General features: G+C 69.6%; 19 protein-coding genes and 1 tRNA gene. 7 read left to right on the forward strand and 13 right to left on the reverse strand.

Going from position 1 to position 18,001, the window contains the following annotated elements; all coding sequences use genetic code 11:
- Position 1: 1 nt before the first annotated feature.
- Complete coding sequence (locus ACFQE5_RS17525) at positions 2-265, reverse strand: hypothetical protein (protein ID WP_379586437.1); 264 nt, start codon at positions 263-265, stop codon at positions 2-4.
- Positions 266-801: 536 nt separating this feature from the next.
- Between ACFQE5_RS17525 and ACFQE5_RS17530 the strand changes: the two genes are divergently transcribed.
- A complete protein-coding gene (locus ACFQE5_RS17530; protein ID WP_379586439.1) occupies positions 802-3,078 on the forward strand; it encodes a (Fe-S)-binding protein in 2,277 nt (758 codons plus the stop codon).
- Between the two features lie 115 nt (positions 3,079-3,193).
- On the opposite strand, the gene ACFQE5_RS17535 is transcribed toward ACFQE5_RS17530, so the two are convergent.
- Genes ACFQE5_RS17535 through ACFQE5_RS17545 form a run of 3 tightly spaced genes read right to left on the reverse strand, consistent with a single transcriptional unit; the run spans position 3,194 to position 5,945 of the window.
- Positions 3,194-4,108 (reverse strand): hypothetical protein, encoded by a 915-nt coding sequence (locus tag ACFQE5_RS17535; protein WP_379586442.1) that lies wholly within the window; start codon positions 4,106-4,108, stop codon positions 3,194-3,196.
- Between the two features lie 44 nt (positions 4,109-4,152).
- Positions 4,153-4,767, reverse strand: a complete 615-nt coding sequence (locus tag ACFQE5_RS17540) for a response regulator (RefSeq protein WP_379586444.1) — start codon at positions 4,765-4,767, stop codon at positions 4,153-4,155.
- Positions 4,764-5,945, reverse strand: coding sequence for a sensor histidine kinase (locus ACFQE5_RS17545; protein WP_379586445.1), 1,182 nt, complete (start codon positions 5,943-5,945; stop codon positions 4,764-4,766). Before ACFQE5_RS17545 ends, ACFQE5_RS17540 begins: the two co-directional genes overlap by 4 nt.
- A gap of 136 nt (positions 5,946-6,081) precedes the next feature.
- Between ACFQE5_RS17545 and ACFQE5_RS17550 the strand changes: the two genes are divergently transcribed.
- Positions 6,082-7,038, forward strand: coding sequence for an ABC transporter ATP-binding protein (locus ACFQE5_RS17550; RefSeq protein ID WP_379586447.1), 957 nt, complete (start codon positions 6,082-6,084; stop codon positions 7,036-7,038).
- Positions 7,038-7,793 (forward strand): ABC transporter permease, encoded by a 756-nt coding sequence (locus tag ACFQE5_RS17555; RefSeq protein WP_379586448.1) that lies wholly within the window; start codon positions 7,038-7,040, stop codon positions 7,791-7,793. Before ACFQE5_RS17550 ends, ACFQE5_RS17555 begins: the two co-directional genes overlap by 1 nt.
- Before the next feature lie 8 nt (positions 7,794-7,801).
- Here ACFQE5_RS17555 and dcd read toward each other — a convergent pair whose 3' ends face one another.
- Complete coding sequence (gene dcd / locus ACFQE5_RS17560) at positions 7,802-8,383, reverse strand: dCTP deaminase (RefSeq protein ID WP_379586450.1); 582 nt, start codon at positions 8,381-8,383, stop codon at positions 7,802-7,804.
- Between the two features lie 278 nt (positions 8,384-8,661).
- On the opposite strand from dcd, the gene ACFQE5_RS17565 reads away from it, so the two are divergent.
- Positions 8,662-8,735: transfer RNA gene (locus ACFQE5_RS17565), tRNA-Gly, on the forward strand.
- A 91-nt stretch (positions 8,736-8,826) separates the two neighbouring features.
- Here ACFQE5_RS17565 and ACFQE5_RS17570 read toward each other — a convergent pair.
- The 7 genes from ACFQE5_RS17570 to ACFQE5_RS17600 form a co-directional block, all read right to left on the reverse strand.
- Positions 8,827-9,960 (reverse strand): site-specific integrase, encoded by a 1,134-nt coding sequence (locus tag ACFQE5_RS17570; protein ID WP_379586452.1) that lies wholly within the window; start codon positions 9,958-9,960, stop codon positions 8,827-8,829.
- Complete coding sequence (locus tag ACFQE5_RS17575; RefSeq protein ID WP_379586454.1) at positions 9,960-10,178, reverse strand: helix-turn-helix domain-containing protein; 219 nt, start codon at positions 10,176-10,178, stop codon at positions 9,960-9,962. The genes ACFQE5_RS17570 and ACFQE5_RS17575 overlap by 1 nt, the downstream gene beginning before the upstream one ends.
- 12 nt (positions 10,179-10,190) lie before the next feature.
- The gene (locus ACFQE5_RS17580) at positions 10,191-11,783 is read right to left on the reverse strand and encodes a replication initiator (RefSeq protein WP_379586456.1); all 1,593 of its coding nucleotides are present in this window, start codon (positions 11,781-11,783) and stop codon (positions 10,191-10,193) included.
- 61 nt (positions 11,784-11,844) lie between these two features.
- Positions 11,845-13,422: an FtsK/SpoIIIE domain-containing protein gene (locus ACFQE5_RS17585; RefSeq protein ID WP_379586458.1), complete on the reverse strand. Its 1,578-nt coding sequence runs from the start codon at positions 13,420-13,422 to the stop codon at positions 11,845-11,847.
- Positions 13,422-13,706 (reverse strand): WhiB family transcriptional regulator, encoded by a 285-nt coding sequence (locus ACFQE5_RS17590; protein ID WP_379586460.1) that lies wholly within the window; start codon positions 13,704-13,706, stop codon positions 13,422-13,424. Before ACFQE5_RS17590 ends, ACFQE5_RS17585 begins: the two co-directional genes overlap by 1 nt.
- On the reverse strand, positions 13,703-14,095 hold the full coding sequence (locus ACFQE5_RS17595; protein ID WP_379586461.1) for a hypothetical protein: 393 nt from the start codon (positions 14,093-14,095) through the stop codon (positions 13,703-13,705). Before ACFQE5_RS17595 ends, ACFQE5_RS17590 begins: the two co-directional genes overlap by 4 nt.
- Before the next feature lie 110 nt (positions 14,096-14,205).
- Positions 14,206-14,637 (reverse strand): plasmid replication, integration and excision activator, encoded by a 432-nt coding sequence (locus ACFQE5_RS17600; RefSeq protein ID WP_379586463.1) that lies wholly within the window; start codon positions 14,635-14,637, stop codon positions 14,206-14,208.
- A 178-nt stretch (positions 14,638-14,815) separates the two neighbouring features.
- Here ACFQE5_RS17600 and ACFQE5_RS17605 point away from each other — a divergent pair, with 178 nt between their 5' ends.
- The 3 genes from ACFQE5_RS17605 (at position 14,816) to ACFQE5_RS17615 (ending at position 16,954) form a co-directional block, all read left to right on the forward strand.
- Positions 14,816-15,643 (forward strand): hypothetical protein, encoded by an 828-nt coding sequence (locus tag ACFQE5_RS17605; protein WP_379586466.1) that lies wholly within the window; start codon positions 14,816-14,818, stop codon positions 15,641-15,643.
- A 5-nt stretch (positions 15,644-15,648) separates the two neighbouring features.
- Entirely contained in the window at positions 15,649-16,449 is an 801-nt protein-coding gene (locus tag ACFQE5_RS17610) for a hypothetical protein (protein ID WP_379586855.1), read from the forward strand.
- Positions 16,450-16,546: 97 nt separating this feature from the next.
- Entirely contained in the window at positions 16,547-16,954 is a 408-nt protein-coding gene (locus ACFQE5_RS17615; protein WP_379586869.1) for a hypothetical protein, read from the forward strand.
- Here the strand turns inward: ACFQE5_RS17615 and ACFQE5_RS17620 are convergent.
- Positions 16,885-18,000: a serine/threonine-protein kinase gene (locus tag ACFQE5_RS17620; RefSeq protein WP_379586469.1), complete on the reverse strand. Its 1,116-nt coding sequence runs from the start codon at positions 17,998-18,000 to the stop codon at positions 16,885-16,887. The two genes, ACFQE5_RS17615 and ACFQE5_RS17620, sit on opposite strands and share 70 nt — an antisense overlap.
- Position 18,001: the final 1 nt, after the last annotated feature.

The following is an 18,001-nucleotide window of genomic DNA, read 5'->3' on the forward strand; positions in this document are numbered from 1 at the left end:
ATCACCCGGTGATGAGGCTCGCGAGGAACTGGCCCACCTGCGGGCCGGTTCCGGAGACCGCGATACCCAGTGCGACCAGGCCGACCAGCAGCCCGACGCTGCGCCGGGCGACACCGGCGTTGTCACCGCGCCCGCCTATCCACAGCAGGATGATCGCGATGCCGAGCAGGATCAGCGGGACGATGTTGTTCTGGATCCAGCCCTGCAGGGGGTTGGTCGTCAGGTTCTGCGCGTACCAGAGTGCTATCGCCTCCGGTGCGGTCATGACGACTCCTCCTCGCGATGCCCCGGCCGTGCCATCAGCCGAACCTACAGGTGGACGGCGGCCCTTCGGCCCCCGAGTAGAGCATGTCGCCCTGGGGATCTCCAGGCGTTCGGCCAGCTTCTGACCCGATGTCGAACGACACGCCGACAGGCAGCCATCGTTCTCGACCGAACAGGTGACCACCGCTCGCCCGGTTGCGCCCGGCGGACGGTTCGACTTCACCACCGACGACTCAGAGTCACCACCGAACGGGGTCGGTCGGGCGCCCGCGCCGGTGTTCCTCACCCGAGCAACGGCGCGTCAAGGGGCCGCTCCGAACGGGCCGGACGTAGCATCGCCCACACTGCGCCGCCAAAATGCCCTCACCAGCCGCAGACGGGTTATCGTCACTCATCGACTGGCTGGTTACTCTCCGGTAACTTATTGGATGGCCACCAGTGTGCGCCCCGGGGCGGCCAGGGTGGGCGGTTTACCCTGCTGCCCGAGCGCGTTCGCGTCGCACCATGCGCGTACGCCGGTAGTTCAGGGAGGAACCCGTGGTAGTGAGGCTGGTCGTCGGACTCGCCATGACGGCCGTCGTGGTCGTACTCGCAGGCCGACGAGTGCACTGGCTCTACAAGCTGATCGCATCGGGTCAGCCCGCGAACGACCGCAGCCACGGCTTGGGCCAGCGGGTCATGACCCAGTTCGTGGAGGTACTCGGTCAGCGCAAGCTGCTGAAATGGTCCATCCCGGGGCTGGCCCACCTGTTCACGATGTGGGGCTTCATCATCCTGCTGACGGTCTACATCGAGGCCTATGGAGCGCTGTTCAGCGAGCATTTCGCGATCCCGCTGATCGGTCGTTCCCCGATCCTGGGGTTCCTCCAGGACTTCATCGCGCTCGCCGTGCTGGTCTCGCTCATCGTGTTCACGGTGATCCGGATCCGGCAGGCGCCGGAGCGCCAGCAGCGCGCGTCCCGGTTCTACGGCTCGCACACCGGCGGCGCGTGGCTGATCCTGTTCATGATCTTCCACGTCGTCTGGACGCTGTTCTTCTACCGCGGCGTGGCCTCGGCGGCCGGGACGCTGCCGTACGAGTCGGGTGCGTTCGCCTCGATCGGGATCGGCAAGCTGTTCACCGGGCTCAGCCCGGAGACGCTCGGCTGGCTGGACACGGTCGGCCTCTGGCTGCACATCGCCGTCATGCTGGTGTTCCTGCTCATCGTGCTGCACTCCAAGCACCTGCACATCTTCGTCGCACCGCTCAACGTCGCGGCCAAGCGGTTCCCCAAGGCACTCGGCCCGCTGCTGCCGATGGAGTCGAAGGGCAAGCCGATCGACTTCGAGGACCCCGACGAGGACGACACGTTCGGCCGGGGCAAGATCGAGGACTTCACCTGGAAGGGCTTTCTGGACTTCGCGACCTGCACCGAATGCGGCCGCTGCCAGAGCCAGTGCCCGGCGTGGAACACCGGTAAGCCGCTCTCGCCCAAGCTGGTGATCATGGATCTGCGCGATCACCTGTTCGCGAAGGCTCCCTACATCATCGGCGGCAAGGAGCTGCCCGCGGAGGGCTCGGTCGAGTTCCCCGTCGCGACCGCCGATCACGACGGGCATCACGGCGTGCCCGAGTCCGGCTTCGAACGGATCCACGGGTCCGGCCCCGAGCAGGCCGCCCGGCCGCTCGTCGGGACCGCCGAACAGGGCGGGGTCATCGACCCCGACGTGTTGTGGTCCTGCACCACCTGCGGCGCCTGCGTCGAGCAGTGCCCGGTCGATATCGAGCACGTCGACCACATCATCGACATGCGGCGCAACCAGGTCATGATCGAGTCGGAGTTCCCGTCCGAGCTCGGCGTGCTGTTCCGCAACCTGGAGAACAAGGGCAACCCCTGGGGGCAGAACGCCCGCGACCGACTGGAGTGGACCAAGGGCCTGGACTTCGAGGTCCCGGTCTTCGACGGCGAGCTCTCCGCCGACACCGAGTACCTGTTCTGGGTCGGCTGTGCCGGCGCGTTCGACGACAACCAGAAGAAGACGATCCGGGCGACCGCGGAGCTGCTGCACCGGGCCGGGGTCGGCTACGTCGTGCTCGGCCCCGAGGAGACCTGCACGGGCGACCCTGCCCGCCGCTCCGGCAACGAGTTCCTGTTCCAGATGCTGGCTCAGCAGAACGTCGAGGTCCTCAACGCGGTGTTCGAGGGCCGGGCACCCGGCACCCGCAAGATCGTGACCACCTGCCCGCACTGCCTCAACACCCTGGGCCGGGAGTACCCGCAGCTCGACGGGCACTACGAGGTCGTGCACCACACCCAGCTGCTCAACAAGCTGGTGCGGGAAGGCAAGCTCGTCCCGGTCGCCGGGCCCGCCGCGGACTCCGGCGCCCCGGTCACCTACCACGACCCGTGCTACCTGGGCCGACACAACGAGATCTACGCCGAGCCGCGGGAGCTGGTCTCCGCTGCGGGCGCGACGCTCACCGAGATGCCCCGGCACGCCGACCGCTCGATGTGCTGCGGCGCCGGCGGCGCGCGGATGTGGATGGAGGAGCGGATCGGGCAGCGGGTCAACGTCACCCGCACGACCGAGGCCATCGACACACTGGCCGGGACCGGCGGATCCGGCGGGACCATCGCGGTGGGTTGCCCGTTCTGCAAGACGATGATCTCCGACGGCCTCACCGAGAAGCAGGCGGGCGGCGTCGGCGAGAACGTCGAGGTCCAGGATGTGGCGCAGCTGCTGCTGGCCGCCGTCAAGCGGGGCAGCAACGGCTCGGTGAACGGCCTCAAGCCGGCGAAGGAGAAGGCCACCGAGCCGGAGGCCACCGGCTGAGGGCGGCGCGCTGACCTCCGCCCGTCGCATACCCGCCCCAGCCGCGTTGTGGCTCCATAACGCGCTGGGCGGCCCGGCCCCGACAACGTTATGGCTCCATAACGCGCTGGGCGGGTCAGCAGGGGGCGAAGGCGAGCACGAAATAGGTCGGCCCCGTGGTGCGCCCGATGAGGAGCCGACCGAGCTGCGGCCCCGCGGGCGCGGCGGTGCGCCACGTCATCCGGCAGGCGTCCACCGTCGTGACGCCATCGTCGCTGGGCACGCTCGGCGCCTGCGCCTCGGCGTAGTCGCCGGGAGCGGTGATCTGTGCGGCGAGTGCGTGCACCGCGGAGACGCAGTCGGGCTGCCCCACCGAGGCGGCGAACGGGGCACGTGCGGGCTCGGTGAGCAGGTTGCAGACCACCGCGGACTCGCCGCGCGCGATGCTGTTGAGCAGCACCGGTAGCACCCCAGCCGGCCGCGGCGCCCCCAGCTGACCCCGGTTCTGCAGCTGAGTTTGGGCGTGCTGAGCCGCGATCTGTTCGGCCGTCCGCATCGTGGAGATCCCGTAGCCCAAGCCCGATCCGACGCAGAGCGCGACGCCGACGGCGGCGACCTTCCACGCGGGAAGCCGGAGCAGACCCGCGATCAGCACCGCGATACTGGCCGCCATCGCCCAGGCCCACGGCCCGGTCGAGTACATCAACCCGGCGACCAGCACCAGTCCGGCGATGTGCCAGGTCCAGCGGCCCAGCAACCGGTCGAGCCGGACCAGCGTGAGCAGCGCCAGGGTGCCGACGCCCAACCCGACCGGGACCCACCAGCGCCCCAGGTCGCTCTGGAAGGGGAACAGCAGCAGGGCGGCGCCGACGATGCCCGCCCCCACGGCCCCGCGCAGGCTGCGCGGCCACAGCCGGGCCCGAGGGTGGGACGACCGGCTCGGGGGTGGTGGCCGCAACGGCGGCTCGAAGCGGGACGGGAGCCGCTCAGCGGGGGGTTCTGGGTGCGCGGCCGGACCGTCGGACGGTCCCGGCGTCCGGGGAGGCTCCATCGCGCAGCACAGTACTGGCTTCGTCACGGGTCGCGGGCGCGCCGCTACAGCCAGCCGCGGTCGCGGGCCCGGCGGGCGGCGTCGGAGCGGTTGCCGGCGCCGAGCTTCTGGATGGCCGAGGACAGGTAGTTGCGCACCGTTCCCGGCGAGAGGTGCAGCCGGTGGGCGATGTCGGCCGCGGTCGTGGCGTCGTCGACGTTGCGCAGTATCTCCAGCTCACGGTCGGTGAGCGGGCAGTCCTCGGCGGTCAGGGCGGTCAGGGCGAGTTCGGGGTCGACATAGCGGCCGCCACGGTGGATCCGGCGGACGACCTCGGCCAGTACCGAGGCGGGAGCGCTCTTCGTGACGAATCCGGCGGCGCCGGCCGCGAGCGCCCGGCGCAGCACACCCGGCCTGGCGTGCCGGGTGAGGATGATGCAGCGGGTCCCCGGCTCGTGCACCGCCACCCACTGCGCGACCTCGGCCCCGTCGCATCCGGGCATCTCGACATCCAGGACGGCGATGTCGGGCCGATGCTCGCGGATCGCGGCGATCGCCTCCTGTCCGGTCGCGGCCTCCGCGACGACCCGCAGGTCGGGTTCCAGACCCAGCAGCGCACCCACCGCACCGCGGGTCAGCGACTCGTCGTCGGCCAGGACGAGCCGGATCGAGTCGATCATCGGACGGCCTCGGGCAGCATCGCGTCGACGTGGAACATCCCGTCCGGTCCGGGCCCGGCATCCAGCCGTCCGGAGTGTTCGTCGAGGTAGCGGCCCAGGGCGACCAGCCCGGTACCGCCGACGCCGGCGGTACCGGGCCCGACCCCGTCGTTGACGACGCGCAACCGCGCCGTACCGTCGGCGACCTCGATCTCGATCGTGCAGCGCCGTGGGTCGGCGTGGCGCAGCACATTGGTCATGGCCTCGCGCAGCACCCGGCCGAGCACGCTGCGGGCCCGTCCGGTGACCACCGCCGGGTCGCCCCGGACGACGAGCTGGATACCGGCCGAGTCGAGTACCGCCCGCGCCCCGGCGAGCTCGGTGCTCAGGTCGACGACCCGGGCGTCGCGGACCAGCGCGCGCACCTCCGTCAGTGACGACCGCGCGACCCGCTGCACCTCCTCCATCTCGGCTTTGGCTCTGTCGGCATCGACGTCGAGCAGCCGGCTGGCCAGCTCGCTCTTGAACGCGACGACCTCGAGGGCGTGCCCGAGGATGTCGTGCAGGTCGTCGGCGAGCCGGAGCCGCTCCCGGGCCGTGGCGAGCTCGGCGGCGACGCGGCGGGAGTAGTCGAGATCGGTGACGGCCTTGAGCCACCACAGCCGTTCGACGTCCACCAGCCACATCGTGCACACGTAGAACGCCGCGACCGCGGGCCCGAGCCAGAGCGGCAGCGGAATCCCGTAGTCGCGCTGGTGGGTGATGAGCAGCCCGAGGCTGAGCACGGTCCCGGTCGCGACGATGACCCACAGCGCGATCCAGCGGGCCCGCATCCCGGACACGACGTCCCCCAGCAGCACGCCGCCGACCAGTCCCCAGATCCACCCCGACCACGTCGAGGCGAGCCCGACCAATGTGAGCGCCAGCGCCACCGCGGAGGTCACCACCACGAACGGCACCGAGGCGGGCCGGCCCAGCGAGGTGACATGCTCGCGGATCCGCCACAGGTGCAGTGCCAGCCCGACCACGTAGAGGGCAGCGAGCGACCAGGTGAAGCCGGGTGCGGGCAGGCCGGTCCACACCACGAAGGCGGGCACCGCCAGCAGCCACGCGACGGTGATGACCAGGCCGATACGGCCGAACCGGCGTGCCGCTCGCACCTTGCGCTCCTCCGCCCCGAGCGGCACCGCCAGATCCACGCCCCGACCGTATCCGGTGCGCACCAAGGCAACCCGAACCGATGACACCTGTCACCCAGAGTGGTGGCGGCTGTCAGCGGTAGGAGGTGACCACCGCGACTACCGGAAGGCCTGCCGCCGCGGCGAGGGTGGAGCCATGAGTTCGACAACCACCCAGCCGGTGGGACCCGCCACCGTCTCGGTGCAGGCGATCGAGGTGCGCGGGCTGCGCGTGCGCTACGGGGACTTCGAGGCCGTGCGGGGCATCGACCTCGACGTGCGGCGCGGGGAGATCTTCGCCCTGCTCGGGACGAACGGGGCGGGCAAGACCAGCACTCTCGAGGTGCTCGAGGGTTTCGGCAACCGAAGCGGCGGGACCGTCCGCGTGCTCGGCCTCGATCCGGCGACCGAGCACGGCGCGCTCCGGGATCGGATGGGCGTGCAGCTGCAGACCGCAGGGTTCATCGACGAGCTGACCGTCGCGGAGACCCTCGCCCTCTGGCAGCGCATGGTCGACCGCGACGACCGGATCCAGCGGCTGTTGGACCGGTTCGAGCTCGCCGACCGGCGCGACGTCGCCGTCGGGAAGCTGTCGGGCGGCGAGAAGCGCAGGCTCGATCTGGCGCTTGCGGTGTGGGGGTCACCCGAGCTCGTCATCCTCGACGAACCGACGACCGGGCTCGACCCCGAGTCGCGGCGCCGCCTCTGGGACGCGATCCACGAGCTGCAGGAGGCCGGCCGGACCGTCGTGCTGACCACGCACTACCTGGAGGAGGCCGAGGCGCTCGCCGACCGGGTGGCGATCATGCACGAGGGCAGGGTCGTCGTGCAGGGGACGCTGACGGAGATTCTCGCCAGCCGACCGGCCAGCTTCTCGGCGACCCTGCCCGGCCGGGTGGCGACGCTGCCGCCGATGAGCGGGACCCTCACCTGCACCGAGAACGACGACGGACTGCGAGTGCGGGTCCGCACCGCCGAGCTGCAGCGCGACCTGACCGTATTCCTCGGGTGGGCCGACGAGCACGGGCTGCGGTTGTCGGATCTGCGGGCCGCGCCCGCCTCGCTGGCGGAGATCTACCACGCGGTGCGCACCGGTGAGCTGGGGGACGACTGATGGCGGGCGGAACGATCGACAAGATCCTGTCCTTGGCCGGTACCGAGCTGAAGCTGCTGTTCCGCAACCGAACGGTCGCGGTGTCGTCGGTGCTGGTGCCGATCGCGCTCGGGTTGTTCTGGGCGTTGACCCTCGGCGACGGCGGTCCCCAGGCATGGAGCCTGGTGATCGCACTGCAGCTGGCCGTCACCCTCGGCATGGGCATCTATGTGACCGCCACGCAGATCGTGGTCGCCCGCAGGCACAACCTGGTGCTCAAGCGGATGCGCACGAGCGGGATCTCCGACGCCGGGCTGCTGGTCGCGACTGTCGCGCCGAGCGTGCTGCTCGGGATCGGGCAACTGGTGATCTTCGCCGTGATCAACGCGATGTTCGGGGCACCTGCGCCCGGCGCACCCGTCCCGCTGGTCCTGGCCGTGCTCGCGGGTCTGGCGCTGATGGTCGCCGCCGCCCTGGCGACGACCGTGGTCACCCCGTCGCCGGAACGCGCCCAGATCACCACGCTGCCGCTGGTCTTCGTGGTGCTCGGCGCGGCTGTCGCGCTGCTGATGCTGCCGGTCGAGGGCTGGTGGCGGGCGCTGGTCGCGCTGCCCGGCGCCGGGATCGGGCAGCTCGTGCGGCTCGCCTTCGACGCCGACGCCGCGACGGGCGGGCTGCCGGCGATGCTCCTGGCGGCGCTCACCCTGCTGGCCTGGACCGTGCTGTTCGGGTGGTTCGCTCACCGCCGGTTCCGCTGGGACCCGCGCACCGGCTGAGACGGGGCTCAGCGCCGGGTGTCGACCCGGTGGAAGTTCAGGTGCGCCCGCGAGGGCGTCGGCCCCCGTTGCCCCTGGTAGCGGGAGCCGACGCCCGAACTGCCGTAGGGCCGTTCGGCGGGGCTCGACAGCCGGAACAGGCACAGCTGGCCGATCTTCATACCGGGCCACAGCGTGATCGGCAGGTTGGCCACGTTGGACAGTTCGAGCGTGATGTGGCCGGTGAAACCGGGGTCGATGAAGCCCGCCGTCGAATGCGTGAGCAGCCCGAGCCGCCCCAGACTCGATTTGCCCTCCAGTCGCCCGGCCAGGTCGTCGGGGAGGGTGACGCATTCGAACGTCGAGCCGAGCACGAACTCGCCAGGGTGCAGCACGAACGGCTCGTCACCCGCGGGCTCGACCGGCGTCGTCAGCTCGTCCTGCTGCTGGCTCGGGTCGATGTGGGTGTAGCGGGAGTTCTGGAAGACGCGGAAGAACCGGTCCAGCCGGACGTCGACGCTGGACGGCTGGAGCATCGCGGGGTCCCACGGGTCGAGCACGAGACGTCCGGCGTCGAGCTCCTTGCGCAGGTCACCGTCGGACAGCAGCACCGGCGACGCACTCCTTCCCGCCGTGACGGTATGGGTCGAGCGTCACCCTAATCGGGAGCCGGGGTCATGCGTCGGTCGCCTTGGGCGACGGACGCTGCGGGGATGCACACATCTCGAACCTCCAGGCGATGGCGGCGGCCACCGGGGCAGGCCGCGCTACCTGGGGCCGACCAACCGCGACGATGAGCATTCGGACCAGGCAGAACCACCCTGATGGGTCCGGCCGACCGACTCCGTTGGTGCATGTGAGCGGGATGCTAGAGTGCGTGTCGTACCAGGCGGATGTAGTTCAATGGTAGAACATCAGCTTCCCAAGCTGAGAACGCGGGTTCGATTCCCGTCATCCGCTCCAACACCAAAGGCCCAGGTCACCGGGTGTCCAACCCCGACCTGGGCCTTCGTCGTTTCTCGATCTACTTGTCCGCCGTGCCCTCTGCGTGCCCTCAGCCCGTCGATTCGTCCGAGCCCTGTGCCCGGTGGCGGTCGGCGAGGTCGGACAGACCACGGGCGATCCGCTCGGCTGCCTCCTGGGTGGCCCTCTGGTAGATCAGCGCGGCCCGCATGTCGTCGTGCCCCATCCGCGCCATGAGGTCACGCGTGCTGACTTTGGTCTGCGCCGACCACACGTTGCCGGCGTGCCGCAGGTCGTGGAAGTGGAGTCCAGGCACTCCGATCTTCCTCGCTACGCCGGTCCACTTCACGCGTTGGCTGAAGTTGGTCCGCCGGATCGCGCGCCCCTGATCACCGGTGAACACGAGGGCTGATGGCTCCCGCCCAACACGCTCCCGCAGATGCTCTACGAGATCAGCACGGATGGCCTCCGGCACGACGATGGTGCGGATGCCGGCGCGGGACTTCGGCGGGCCAACGACGATCCCCCGGCCGGCCACCTCGGTATGCGCCACCGTGACCCGAACCCAGCTCCCATCGTCGGCGACGTCGCAACGGCGCAGCGCGGACACCTCTCCCCACCGCAGAGAGCAGAAGGCCGTGAGCAACACGAGCAGCCGGTATCGCGGGTGTGGCATTAGGTCGGCGAGCGCGAAGACCTGGGCAACCGTCAGTGCGGGCCGCTCAGCGGGGTTCTCCCGGTCGGCGCCCCGCACCCGGCACGGGTTCGCGCGGATGATCCGGTCCTCGTTCGCAGCGGTGTTGAGCACAGCTCGCAAGAGTCGGTAGCACTTCGCCGCGATCGACTCCGAGGCGCCAGCCGCCAGCAGGTCAGCGCGCCACCGCCGGACGAGAGCCGTCGACAACCTGCCCAGCTCGACCCCGCCGAGGTACGGGGCGATGTGCTTCGCGAGGAGCCACCGGTACAGCTCAACGGTTCGCGGACGCAGGCCCGGCCGCTCTCTGATCCACTGCTCGGCGTAGTCGCGCAGGAGGACACGTGCCCGGTCCGGGTCGGTCCACTCGCCCCGCATCACCTCCGATTCGGTGAGCCGCAGCCAGCGCATTGCGGCGGTCTTCGTATCGAACGTGTACGGCGCAGAGCGGCGCTGGCCATCCGGGCCGTGGTAGCGCGCCTGCCACTTGCCCGAAGGCAACTTCCGGACGTTGCCGAACTCCCGGGCCATCAGGACACCGCCCGGAAGTCTTGCGTGACGCGGTGCACCCGGATCGCCTCTACTCGGCCCGCCTGCACGAACGCATCGAGGTCGGCAGTCGCGATCCGCACGTGGCGGCCGATGTGGTGGAAGGGGATTCGTCGCTCGCTGACGAGCCGCCGAACAAACCGCACCGACGTGTTCAGGTACTCGGCCGCCTCGACGGCCGTCAGGTACTTCTTCGTCATCGAGACCCCTCCTCAGGCCGCTTGATCATCAGTTGCCGAACGGTTGTCGGGTAGCACGCCGGTCACGAGCTGGGCGGCTTCGTAGTCGGCCTTCCACCGCTGTCTCTCGGAGATCGCGTGCAGCAGCAGCGCAGGTCGGGTGGGCACGTCCTCATCCCCAGGGCGCGTGCGCTCCCACTCGAACGGCCCGTCATCGACGGCATAGCCGGGGCGGACGCCAGCCCGGTCGAGGAGTTGCCGAACGAACGCGGCGCGTTCGGCGCGGTGGTCGTCGAGGGTCTTGTTCGACCACTTGCGCGATACGAGGACGCGGCGGCCGGCGATGCCGAGGTGTTCGGGCTTGTGGGCCTTGCCCTTGCACTGGCCGGGCGTGGTGGACAGCCGGGCGCCCTTGGGTTGGATGCCGTAGAGCAGCCACACCCCACACCGGGGCGAGCACGGGGTAATCCGGAGTTCGGCGACGAGGCGGCGGGCGTGCTCGCGCTGCCGCTCGCTGGCTTCCTCGTCGAGTCCGGCGGCCTGACCTACCGACTTGGTGAGGTACTTGGTCAGGTAGCCGATGTGGCGGCCGGCTTCCTCGGTGCCGCCGAGGATGCCCTTGACGTGCACCTGCGCCCCGAACCGGACCACGTGCGCCGGCCGGGTCAGGTCTTCGCAGGCCTCGTCGAAGGTGGGCAACGGCTCGCGCGTGTCCGGGTCGACGAACCCCCTGCTGCGGTCGTCCCAGCGCGGCAGCCGGTCACCGCTGTAGAGGATCGTGTCGTGGGCCGGCCACCACACCTGGTGATAGGTGGCGGCCGCGATCGCCCGCAGCTCCGCGCGGGGGATGGTGCCCCGGATCGCGGCGTGGAAGTGCGGTGCCCCGCGTTTCTGCGGTTCGACGGTGCCGAAGTACTGCACGTCCCAGCCCACGCAGCGCCGCGTATTCTGCCAGAACCGGTCCACCAGCTTGGGGAAGTGGATCGCGTCCCGGGCCGCCCGCCGGTAGTCGTAGCGCTCGGGGTCGACCGCTGCGCCGTCGCCGTCCACCCGCCCGTACGAGTCGAGGGTGAGCGTAAGGAACGTCGAGGGCCGATACCTCCCGCCGTAGACCCGGCCCACGGTGCGGTTCTCCACCGGGCGGCGGGGCAGGTTCGGCGCGTCCTGCCGCCGCCGCGTCGAGCGCTTCACCGGTCGGTCGGGTGGGTCGAGCGGAGCGAGGCGCCCCCGGACCCCGAGCGCGCGCAGGTCTGCGTCCAGTTCTTCGACGGCGTCGCGGATCTCCTCGCAGGTCTGCTCGTCCCCGTCGGCCCGGGCGCGGGTGTAGGCGGCGTGCAGGTCGGCGCGGGTGGCCATGAGCTGCTTCTGCTCGTCGGTCGGAGCGGCCGGGGCCGGGATGGGTTCGTCCTCGAGGTGCCATCCCTCCCGGCACTGAGCCATCCGCAGCCGCCGCGCCTTGTCCGAGCACGGCCGACACACGTCCTCCCGAGTCGACCCGCACGGCACCGGCACCACGTCCACCCGACCCGTGGTCAAGTCGATCCTGCGCATCGCCAACGGGCGCACACAGACCCCGTGATCCTCGGCCAACTGCTTCGCGACATCGCCGGTAAGCGCGAGGAGCACCTCTGCGCACGGGTGAGCTGGTCCTGATCCACCACCTGCGGCGTGGTCTCCGGAGCCGTGGTCATGCGACACCCCCAGCCGAAGCAGCGACGGGCGTAGGCAGCGCGACCACGGAGGCCCCCGCGCCGTCTGCGGCGCCGGTGACGAACACCTCCAGGTCCTTGATCGTCTCGTCAGGCACCCACCCGGCGCGCACCCGCAGGGGTTCGCGGATGCCTTCACCGAACAGGAACGCCACGCCCTGCTCGGACTCGCCGATCCGGTTGGCCCAGGCGCCGCGGTCGTAGGCGTGATCCCCGAGCACCATGCCCACGTGCGACTTGGTCGCGACCCGCAGGCAGATGCGGCGTGGGAACAGATCACGTACGGGGACGGTGTCCTTGGTGGGTTCCTGCACGTAGCCGCGCACGGTGAACCCAAGGGCGCGGCCCTGGGTGTTGAGCACCGCGACCCGGTCGATCATCGCTTCGCGGGTCTTGCGGTCGCCGATGTAGCGCATGAGCGCGCCGATCTCGTCGAACTCCAGCAGCTCCAGCGGGTACTCGCGGCTGATCGGCATGTCGCGGAGCCGGCCGGCGAACTCGCACTTGCGCCGCTCCAACTCGCCGATCAAGTCATCCAGCAGCCCGAGCGCGTCCTTCGAAGTGACCGCGTAGCGATGGAAGATCAGCCGCCCGTAGGCCAGCTCCATCCCCTTCGGGTCGATCCCGGACACCCGCACTAGCCCGTCCCGGATCGCCGGGGCGATGGACACGATCGGCTGCCAGGTGAAGGAGTTCTTCCCCGCCCCGGTGGCACCGGCGTGGAGGGTGTGTCCGCCGCGCAGGGACTGGTGCCAGTCGGTGCCGTACTCGGTGCGCCCGGACCACACCTTGCGCAGGTCGATGTCCTCCCCGGTCAGCGTCCCCAGCCCGACCAGGTCCGGGCACGGCACGGGGTCGGCGAGCAGGTCGCGGCGCTGGAAGTCGATCGACACCACGTCCGGGGCCAGCTCACGCACCTGGCACCGGGCCACCCCACGGGCGACCGCGAGGGCGCGGGCGGCCTCGTCGAAGTCCTCCGGGGTCTGCCCAGGAACCAGACGGACCCGCACCTCGTCCCACGATGGGCCGGAGCGCACCCCCACGACGCGGGGAAGCTGGTCGCGGCGGGGCTTGACCCGGGGTTGCACACCGGTGCGGCGGAACGGGGTGATCTGCACGGTGACCGGCTGGCCCTGGTCGGCCACGGCGAGCCCGCAGGCACGCAGCCAGCCCGGCATCCGCCGGGCATAGACCATCCACCGCTGCCACCACGCCCGCAGGTAGCGGCCGGCCCACGGCTCGAACGACTCGCGGTGCAGCAGGCGCCACGCCAGCAGGCCGGCGGTGACCACGGTCAGGGTGATCACCAGGGACAGCGAGCCCCACCAGTGCAGCCAGGCCAGGACGGCAGCGGCGGTGAGGCTCGTGCGCCAGCGCCGCACCACCTGACGGCCGACCCACCAGACGCCCTTGACCAGCAGCCACACCGTCACGAACACCGCCGCGACAGCAGCAAGCGCCTCCAGAACCTTGGTCAGCGCCTGCCCGACCTTGTGCATCGCCCACAGCCCGACACCCAGGCCCGCGAGCACGAGCACCGTCTGTGCGGTGGTCATCACGCCGCCTCCCCTACAACCACCGGCAGCGCGGTGCGCCGGGCGCCCAACAGGGCGGCCCGCTCGACGGGGGTGGTGCCGCCGCTGATGCCCCACCGACGGGCGGGGTCCTCGGCGGCCATCACGTCGGCCAGGCACTCCGCGCGCACCGGGCAGACCGCGCAGACCCGCTTGGCGGCCGCGACGCCAGCGCTGTCCGGGCCGAGGTCGAGCGGGTAGAACACCTCCGGGTCCGTGCCGGCGCAGGCGGCCTCCAGGTGCCACAGCGGCTTGCGGGTGCTCATGCCGTCACCCCCAGCTCATGCCAGTTCGACAGCGCACCGGCCGCGTCCGAAGTCGGTCGGTGCTCGGCGCGGGCCTGCCAGTCCGCGGCGGCGTCGCGCCAGAACCGGGCACGGTCCTTCTCGGTGTGCTGGGCGATCACCGCAGCGCGCCCGTGCAGCTCGTAAGCGTTCGAGTCGCGGTAGGTCTCGCGCGCAAGAACACCCCACCAGGCCGCGGTGCGCGCGCAGATCAGGGCCAAACGAGCAGCGCGCGCGGCATGCTCGGCGTCGCTGTTGTGGGGCATCGCGGCGGCCTGGCTGTGCTGCCGGTCCAGCTCTGCGAGCGCCTCAGTGACCCGCCGGGCGTAGTCGGTACGGGTGGGCTCGGTGTCGTGGGTGTGGGTTCGCATCTACCCTCGGTGTCCTTCCAGTGCTCGTGTCCCTGCCAGGGGGTTGGGTTCTTGGGAGATCAGGAGGGGAGCCCGGTTGCCGCCGTGGCTCCCCTCCGCATAGGCACTGCTCAGGCGGCCTCCCCCGGGTTCGCGCGGGGCGCCGACTTGCCAGAGCCGAGCTGCGGTGCGCGCATCCCGGTGGCGCGCAGGCTGTAGGCGATCCGCGCCCGGCCGCCGTTGTCGTTCACGTACGGGGTCACCGTGAGCCCGTCGAACTCCACCGGGCGGAACGGCAGCCCCGCCATCGCCTCCGGCGGGATCGGCTGGTGCGACGCCGCGATCTTCACCGTCACCGTCTTGGCGTCCTTGCGCGCGTCAGGGTCCGCGTCCAGCACCGACACCGACCACACCAGCAGCCCGGACTCCTTGTCGGTCGCCTGCACCGCCCGCTCCCGGGTCGACTTCTCGAAGTCGCGCACCGGCTCCACCTCGGACACCACGTAGGCGCCGTGCGGGAACACGTCGCCCATCGAGACCTTGAACCGGCCGTTGATCGCCATCTGCTCACCTCTCGTATAGACCCCTAAACCGGCGCTCCCGGCGGAAGCAGGTCGTATAGGGGGGATAAACCAAGAGTAGGCCCGGTCGCGGTCGCTGTCAAGGCCCCCTAAACTGGCCTGGGTTGGCAACGTGCCACGGGATATGGCAGGCCAGGCCAGATGGGTGGCATAGACACAGGTGAACGAGCCCGATGACTTCAACGCGGTCCGAACCGACCCGGACCCGGTCCGGCGCGGTCGCCGAGCTACCGCCCTCATGGCCGTCTACCAGCAGCGCGCGGCCGAGCTAGCCCGGCTGCGTCGCGAGGCGATCGAGGAGGCCCACAGGAACCAGGGCCTCACCTACACCGAGATCGCTACCGCCCTCGGGATAACCAAGGGTCGCGTCACGCAGATCCGCAGCGGAGCCCCGAGCCGGGAGCGCGCGTTCTTCGGTGTCGGACCCGTCCACGTGGGCGTGCCGCTGCGAGAGGGCACCGACGACCGCATGCGCAGCTACGTGGACGCCGCCGACCTCGCTACCCAAGAGGACGTAGAGACCCTGCTTGGCACGCTCGCGCTCAACGCCGAGCCGTTCACCATCCCCCCGACCATGTCCACCCCGCCCGACGGCGACACCGTGGTCATCTGCGGGCCGAAGTCCGCGCCGATCGGCGCCGAGCTGATGGACGCAGACCCCAAGCTCGGCATGGTCCGCGACGGCGGGCGCTGGTGGATCGTCGACAAGGCGACGGGTGAGCGGTTTGGATCACCGATGGGCGACCAACCCCCCGAGCATGCAGACATCGGCTACCTGTCCCGGCGCCGCGACGGTGATCGCGTGATCGTCCATGTCGCCGGCATACACAGCCCAGGGTCCCGGGGCGTCGTGCACTACCTCGCGCACCACCTCGCCGACCTGTACCGGACGACGGGAGACGAGTCGTTCAGCCTCGCCGTCCGCTGCCAGCTGGACGGCCTGACGATCACCAGTAGCGAGATCCTCACCGGCCCACACGTCTGGTGACCACGATGCAGGTGCACACCGCCCAGCTACCTGGCGCCGAGACCAGCGCCGACCGGGTGATCGTCACTCCGGACGCGGTGATCGTCCTCGACGGTGCCAGTGCGTTCCTGCCGGTCGACGTCGAGCCCGGCACCTACGCCGAAACACTCGGCCGTGACATCGCCGCCGAGCTCCACCAGGCGGCGGGGAGGCCGATCGCCGACGCCGTAGCCGAGGCCATCCGCCGCACCACGGAGAAACTCGACCTACGCCCCGGGGCGTCCCCATCCAGCACCGTCGCCATCCTGCGAGCCCGACCCGGCGCCGCCGATCTTTACGTGCTCGGCGACAGCCCGATCCACTACGGCATCGGCCATCGGCAGCACTCGCTCGCGGACGACAGGCTTTCGACCGTCGCCACGCCCGAACGGGAGCACTACCTTGCGCAGCTCCGCGCCGGCCATGGCTACGACGACGCTCACCATGCCGCGCTCGTCCAGCTCCAGCGAGCCCAACAGCAGGCCCGCAACGCCGAGGGCGGCTACTGGATCGCCGAGACCGACCCGGCCGCAGCCCACCACGCGCTCACCACGACCGTCGACCGGGACATGATCGAATGGGCCGTCCTCGCCACCGATGGAGCGGCCGACCTCATCGAGCACGCCGGTCACCGCTGGCACCACATCGCCCAGCACGACGGCGCCCAGCTCGCCGCTCTACTCGCGCGCATCCACGAGTGGGAGGACACGTCTGACCCGGATGGTCGGCATCTGCCCCGCGCGAAGCGGCACGACGACAAAACCATCGCAGCCCTCGCGTCGATCTAGGCGTAGCTGAAGCCCGAACACCGCCCGGAAGGACCATCGAACAGACGTTCCAATTCTTGGGCGTCTCCGCTACCCTGTACGGGTGACCCGTCTAGTCATGCCTGAGCTGCTGGCAGCCATGCTGACCTGCGGCGGCCCATCATACTTCGACGCTCGCGACCACCGAAGGCTGCACGAATCTTTGATGGCACTCTGGTCCGATGTCGCAAGCGATCCAGCTGTCTGCGACCTCCTCCCGCTTCAGGACCCGGTGCCCGATCCCGAGGTCCGTTGGCGGTTCAGGGGCGTCACAAGAGCGCTTTGGAAGCTTAACGCTGATCGGGTCCTACTGGCAGACGCCACGGTCGGTAGCGCTCACTTTAAAGTTGACCAAGATGCCGCAGAATCCTATGCGGCGGGTTGCGAGACGCTTCCAAAGACGGCGATCGAGGCGATTTATCGGCGAGCGGCCGATTGGAACATTTCAGTAGAGACAGACTTGAAGAAGGAGCGCCAACCCGCCTGATCGTCTTCTGATAGGACAGCGTCCAGCCTTCCGAAATTCCGCCAGCGATCGACGTTCCGTTGACGCCAGCGGGCCGATAGGCGGATCATGCCAGCGTTAGGACCTCTCGTAATCTTGGTCGCGGTGGCTTCCACCTCTCTGGGGACGCGTAGCTTGCTTGTCTTAAGTTCACCGATCCACGTCAACGGGTAGTCAGAATCGACTCGTCGCCAATTCAAATGTGGGACGTTCTGCAGAGACCGCTGAACGTCAAAAGCCGTACGCGGTCGCGCGGATCTGTCCTTCTGTAGCAGCTGATTAACGACCCGCCTTATGCCATCCGGAACGAATGGTGGAACCATAAGATCCCGATCTCGCAGAGTGCGGTTCCCACCCAGGAGTCGTCGGTCGACGTCGTCCATGTCGACGTCCTCGTAGCGAAAGCGCCCGCCAAGCATCTCGCGGAGGACTAGACCGAAGCTGTAGAGGTCTGACTGTGCCGTGTACGACCCCGAGTGCCACTCAGGCGGCTTGTAGAGAGGTGTTCCTCCTTGGCAACTGGCCTGACCGTCTTTAATGGAGGCGGCCGAACCGAAGTCGCCCAGAAGCGCCGTATCAAGATCGTCCGTGAGGAAAATGTTACCTGGCTTGATATCGCGATGCACGAGGCTTCGCTGAACGTGCAAGTAGTGCAGCGCGTCGAGGATGTTGCAAGCAAGCGAGATGGCTTCGCCCAGGCTGAATACATGGCCGGCCATGAGGGCTGCGTGCAAGCTGCCGCCCTCATAGAACGGCATTGTAAACGTTACTGCCTGATCACCCCATTCGGGATCCCACTGCGCCTCCCACACGTCGACCAGGTACGGATGCGACAGTGATCGGAGCAGGCGGGGCTCATCGCTCGCAAATGAATCAGTGGCGCCAAGCATGCTAACGGTCTTCTGAACACACTTCGTCTGGAAAACTTCATGGTAGCACTTATAGCAAATTGCAGTATTACCTTCATCGGCTATTGTCTGAATTGCAGTATAGGTTGGCTTCTTAAGGACTTCGCCACGCAGGACCACG

Origin of the sequence: Pseudonocardia hispaniensis, assembly GCF_042658695.1 — a bacterium.
GTDB classification, from domain to species: Bacteria; Actinomycetota; Actinomycetes; order Mycobacteriales; family Pseudonocardiaceae; genus Pseudonocardia; species Pseudonocardia hispaniensis.

What these genes read in the sequence shown, in the direction of transcription:
- ACFQE5_RS17525 (WP_379586437.1), bottom strand. Translation starts at nt 265, where the DNA reads ATGACCGCACCGGAGGCGATAGCACTCTGGTACGCGCAGAACCTGACG.
- ACFQE5_RS17535 (WP_379586442.1), bottom strand. Translation starts at nt 4,108, where the DNA reads ATGGAGCCTCCCCGGACGCCGGGACCGTCCGACGGTCCGGCCGCGCAC.
- ACFQE5_RS17540 (WP_379586444.1), bottom strand. Translation starts at nt 4,767, where the DNA reads ATGATCGACTCGATCCGGCTCGTCCTGGCCGACGACGAGTCGCTGACC.
- ACFQE5_RS17550 (WP_379586447.1), top strand. Translation starts at nt 6,082, where the DNA reads ATGAGTTCGACAACCACCCAGCCGGTGGGACCCGCCACCGTCTCGGTG.
- ACFQE5_RS17555 (WP_379586448.1), top strand. Translation starts at nt 7,038, where the DNA reads ATGGCGGGCGGAACGATCGACAAGATCCTGTCCTTGGCCGGTACCGAG.
- ACFQE5_RS17570 (WP_379586452.1), bottom strand. Translation starts at nt 9,960, where the DNA reads ATGGCCCGGGAGTTCGGCAACGTCCGGAAGTTGCCTTCGGGCAAGTGG.
- ACFQE5_RS17575 (WP_379586454.1), bottom strand. Translation starts at nt 10,178, where the DNA reads ATGACGAAGAAGTACCTGACGGCCGTCGAGGCGGCCGAGTACCTGAAC.
- ACFQE5_RS17585 (WP_379586458.1), bottom strand. Translation starts at nt 13,422, where the DNA reads ATGACCACCGCACAGACGGTGCTCGTGCTCGCGGGCCTGGGTGTCGGG.
- ACFQE5_RS17590 (WP_379586460.1), bottom strand. Translation starts at nt 13,706, where the DNA reads ATGAGCACCCGCAAGCCGCTGTGGCACCTGGAGGCCGCCTGCGCCGGC.
- ACFQE5_RS17595 (WP_379586461.1), bottom strand. Translation starts at nt 14,095, where the DNA reads ATGCGAACCCACACCCACGACACCGAGCCCACCCGTACCGACTACGCC.
- ACFQE5_RS17600 (WP_379586463.1), bottom strand. Translation starts at nt 14,637, where the DNA reads ATGGCGATCAACGGCCGGTTCAAGGTCTCGATGGGCGACGTGTTCCCG.
- ACFQE5_RS17610 (WP_379586855.1), top strand. Translation starts at nt 15,649, where the DNA reads ATGCAGGTGCACACCGCCCAGCTACCTGGCGCCGAGACCAGCGCCGAC.
- ACFQE5_RS17615 (WP_379586869.1), top strand. Translation starts at nt 16,547, where the DNA reads ATGCCTGAGCTGCTGGCAGCCATGCTGACCTGCGGCGGCCCATCATAC.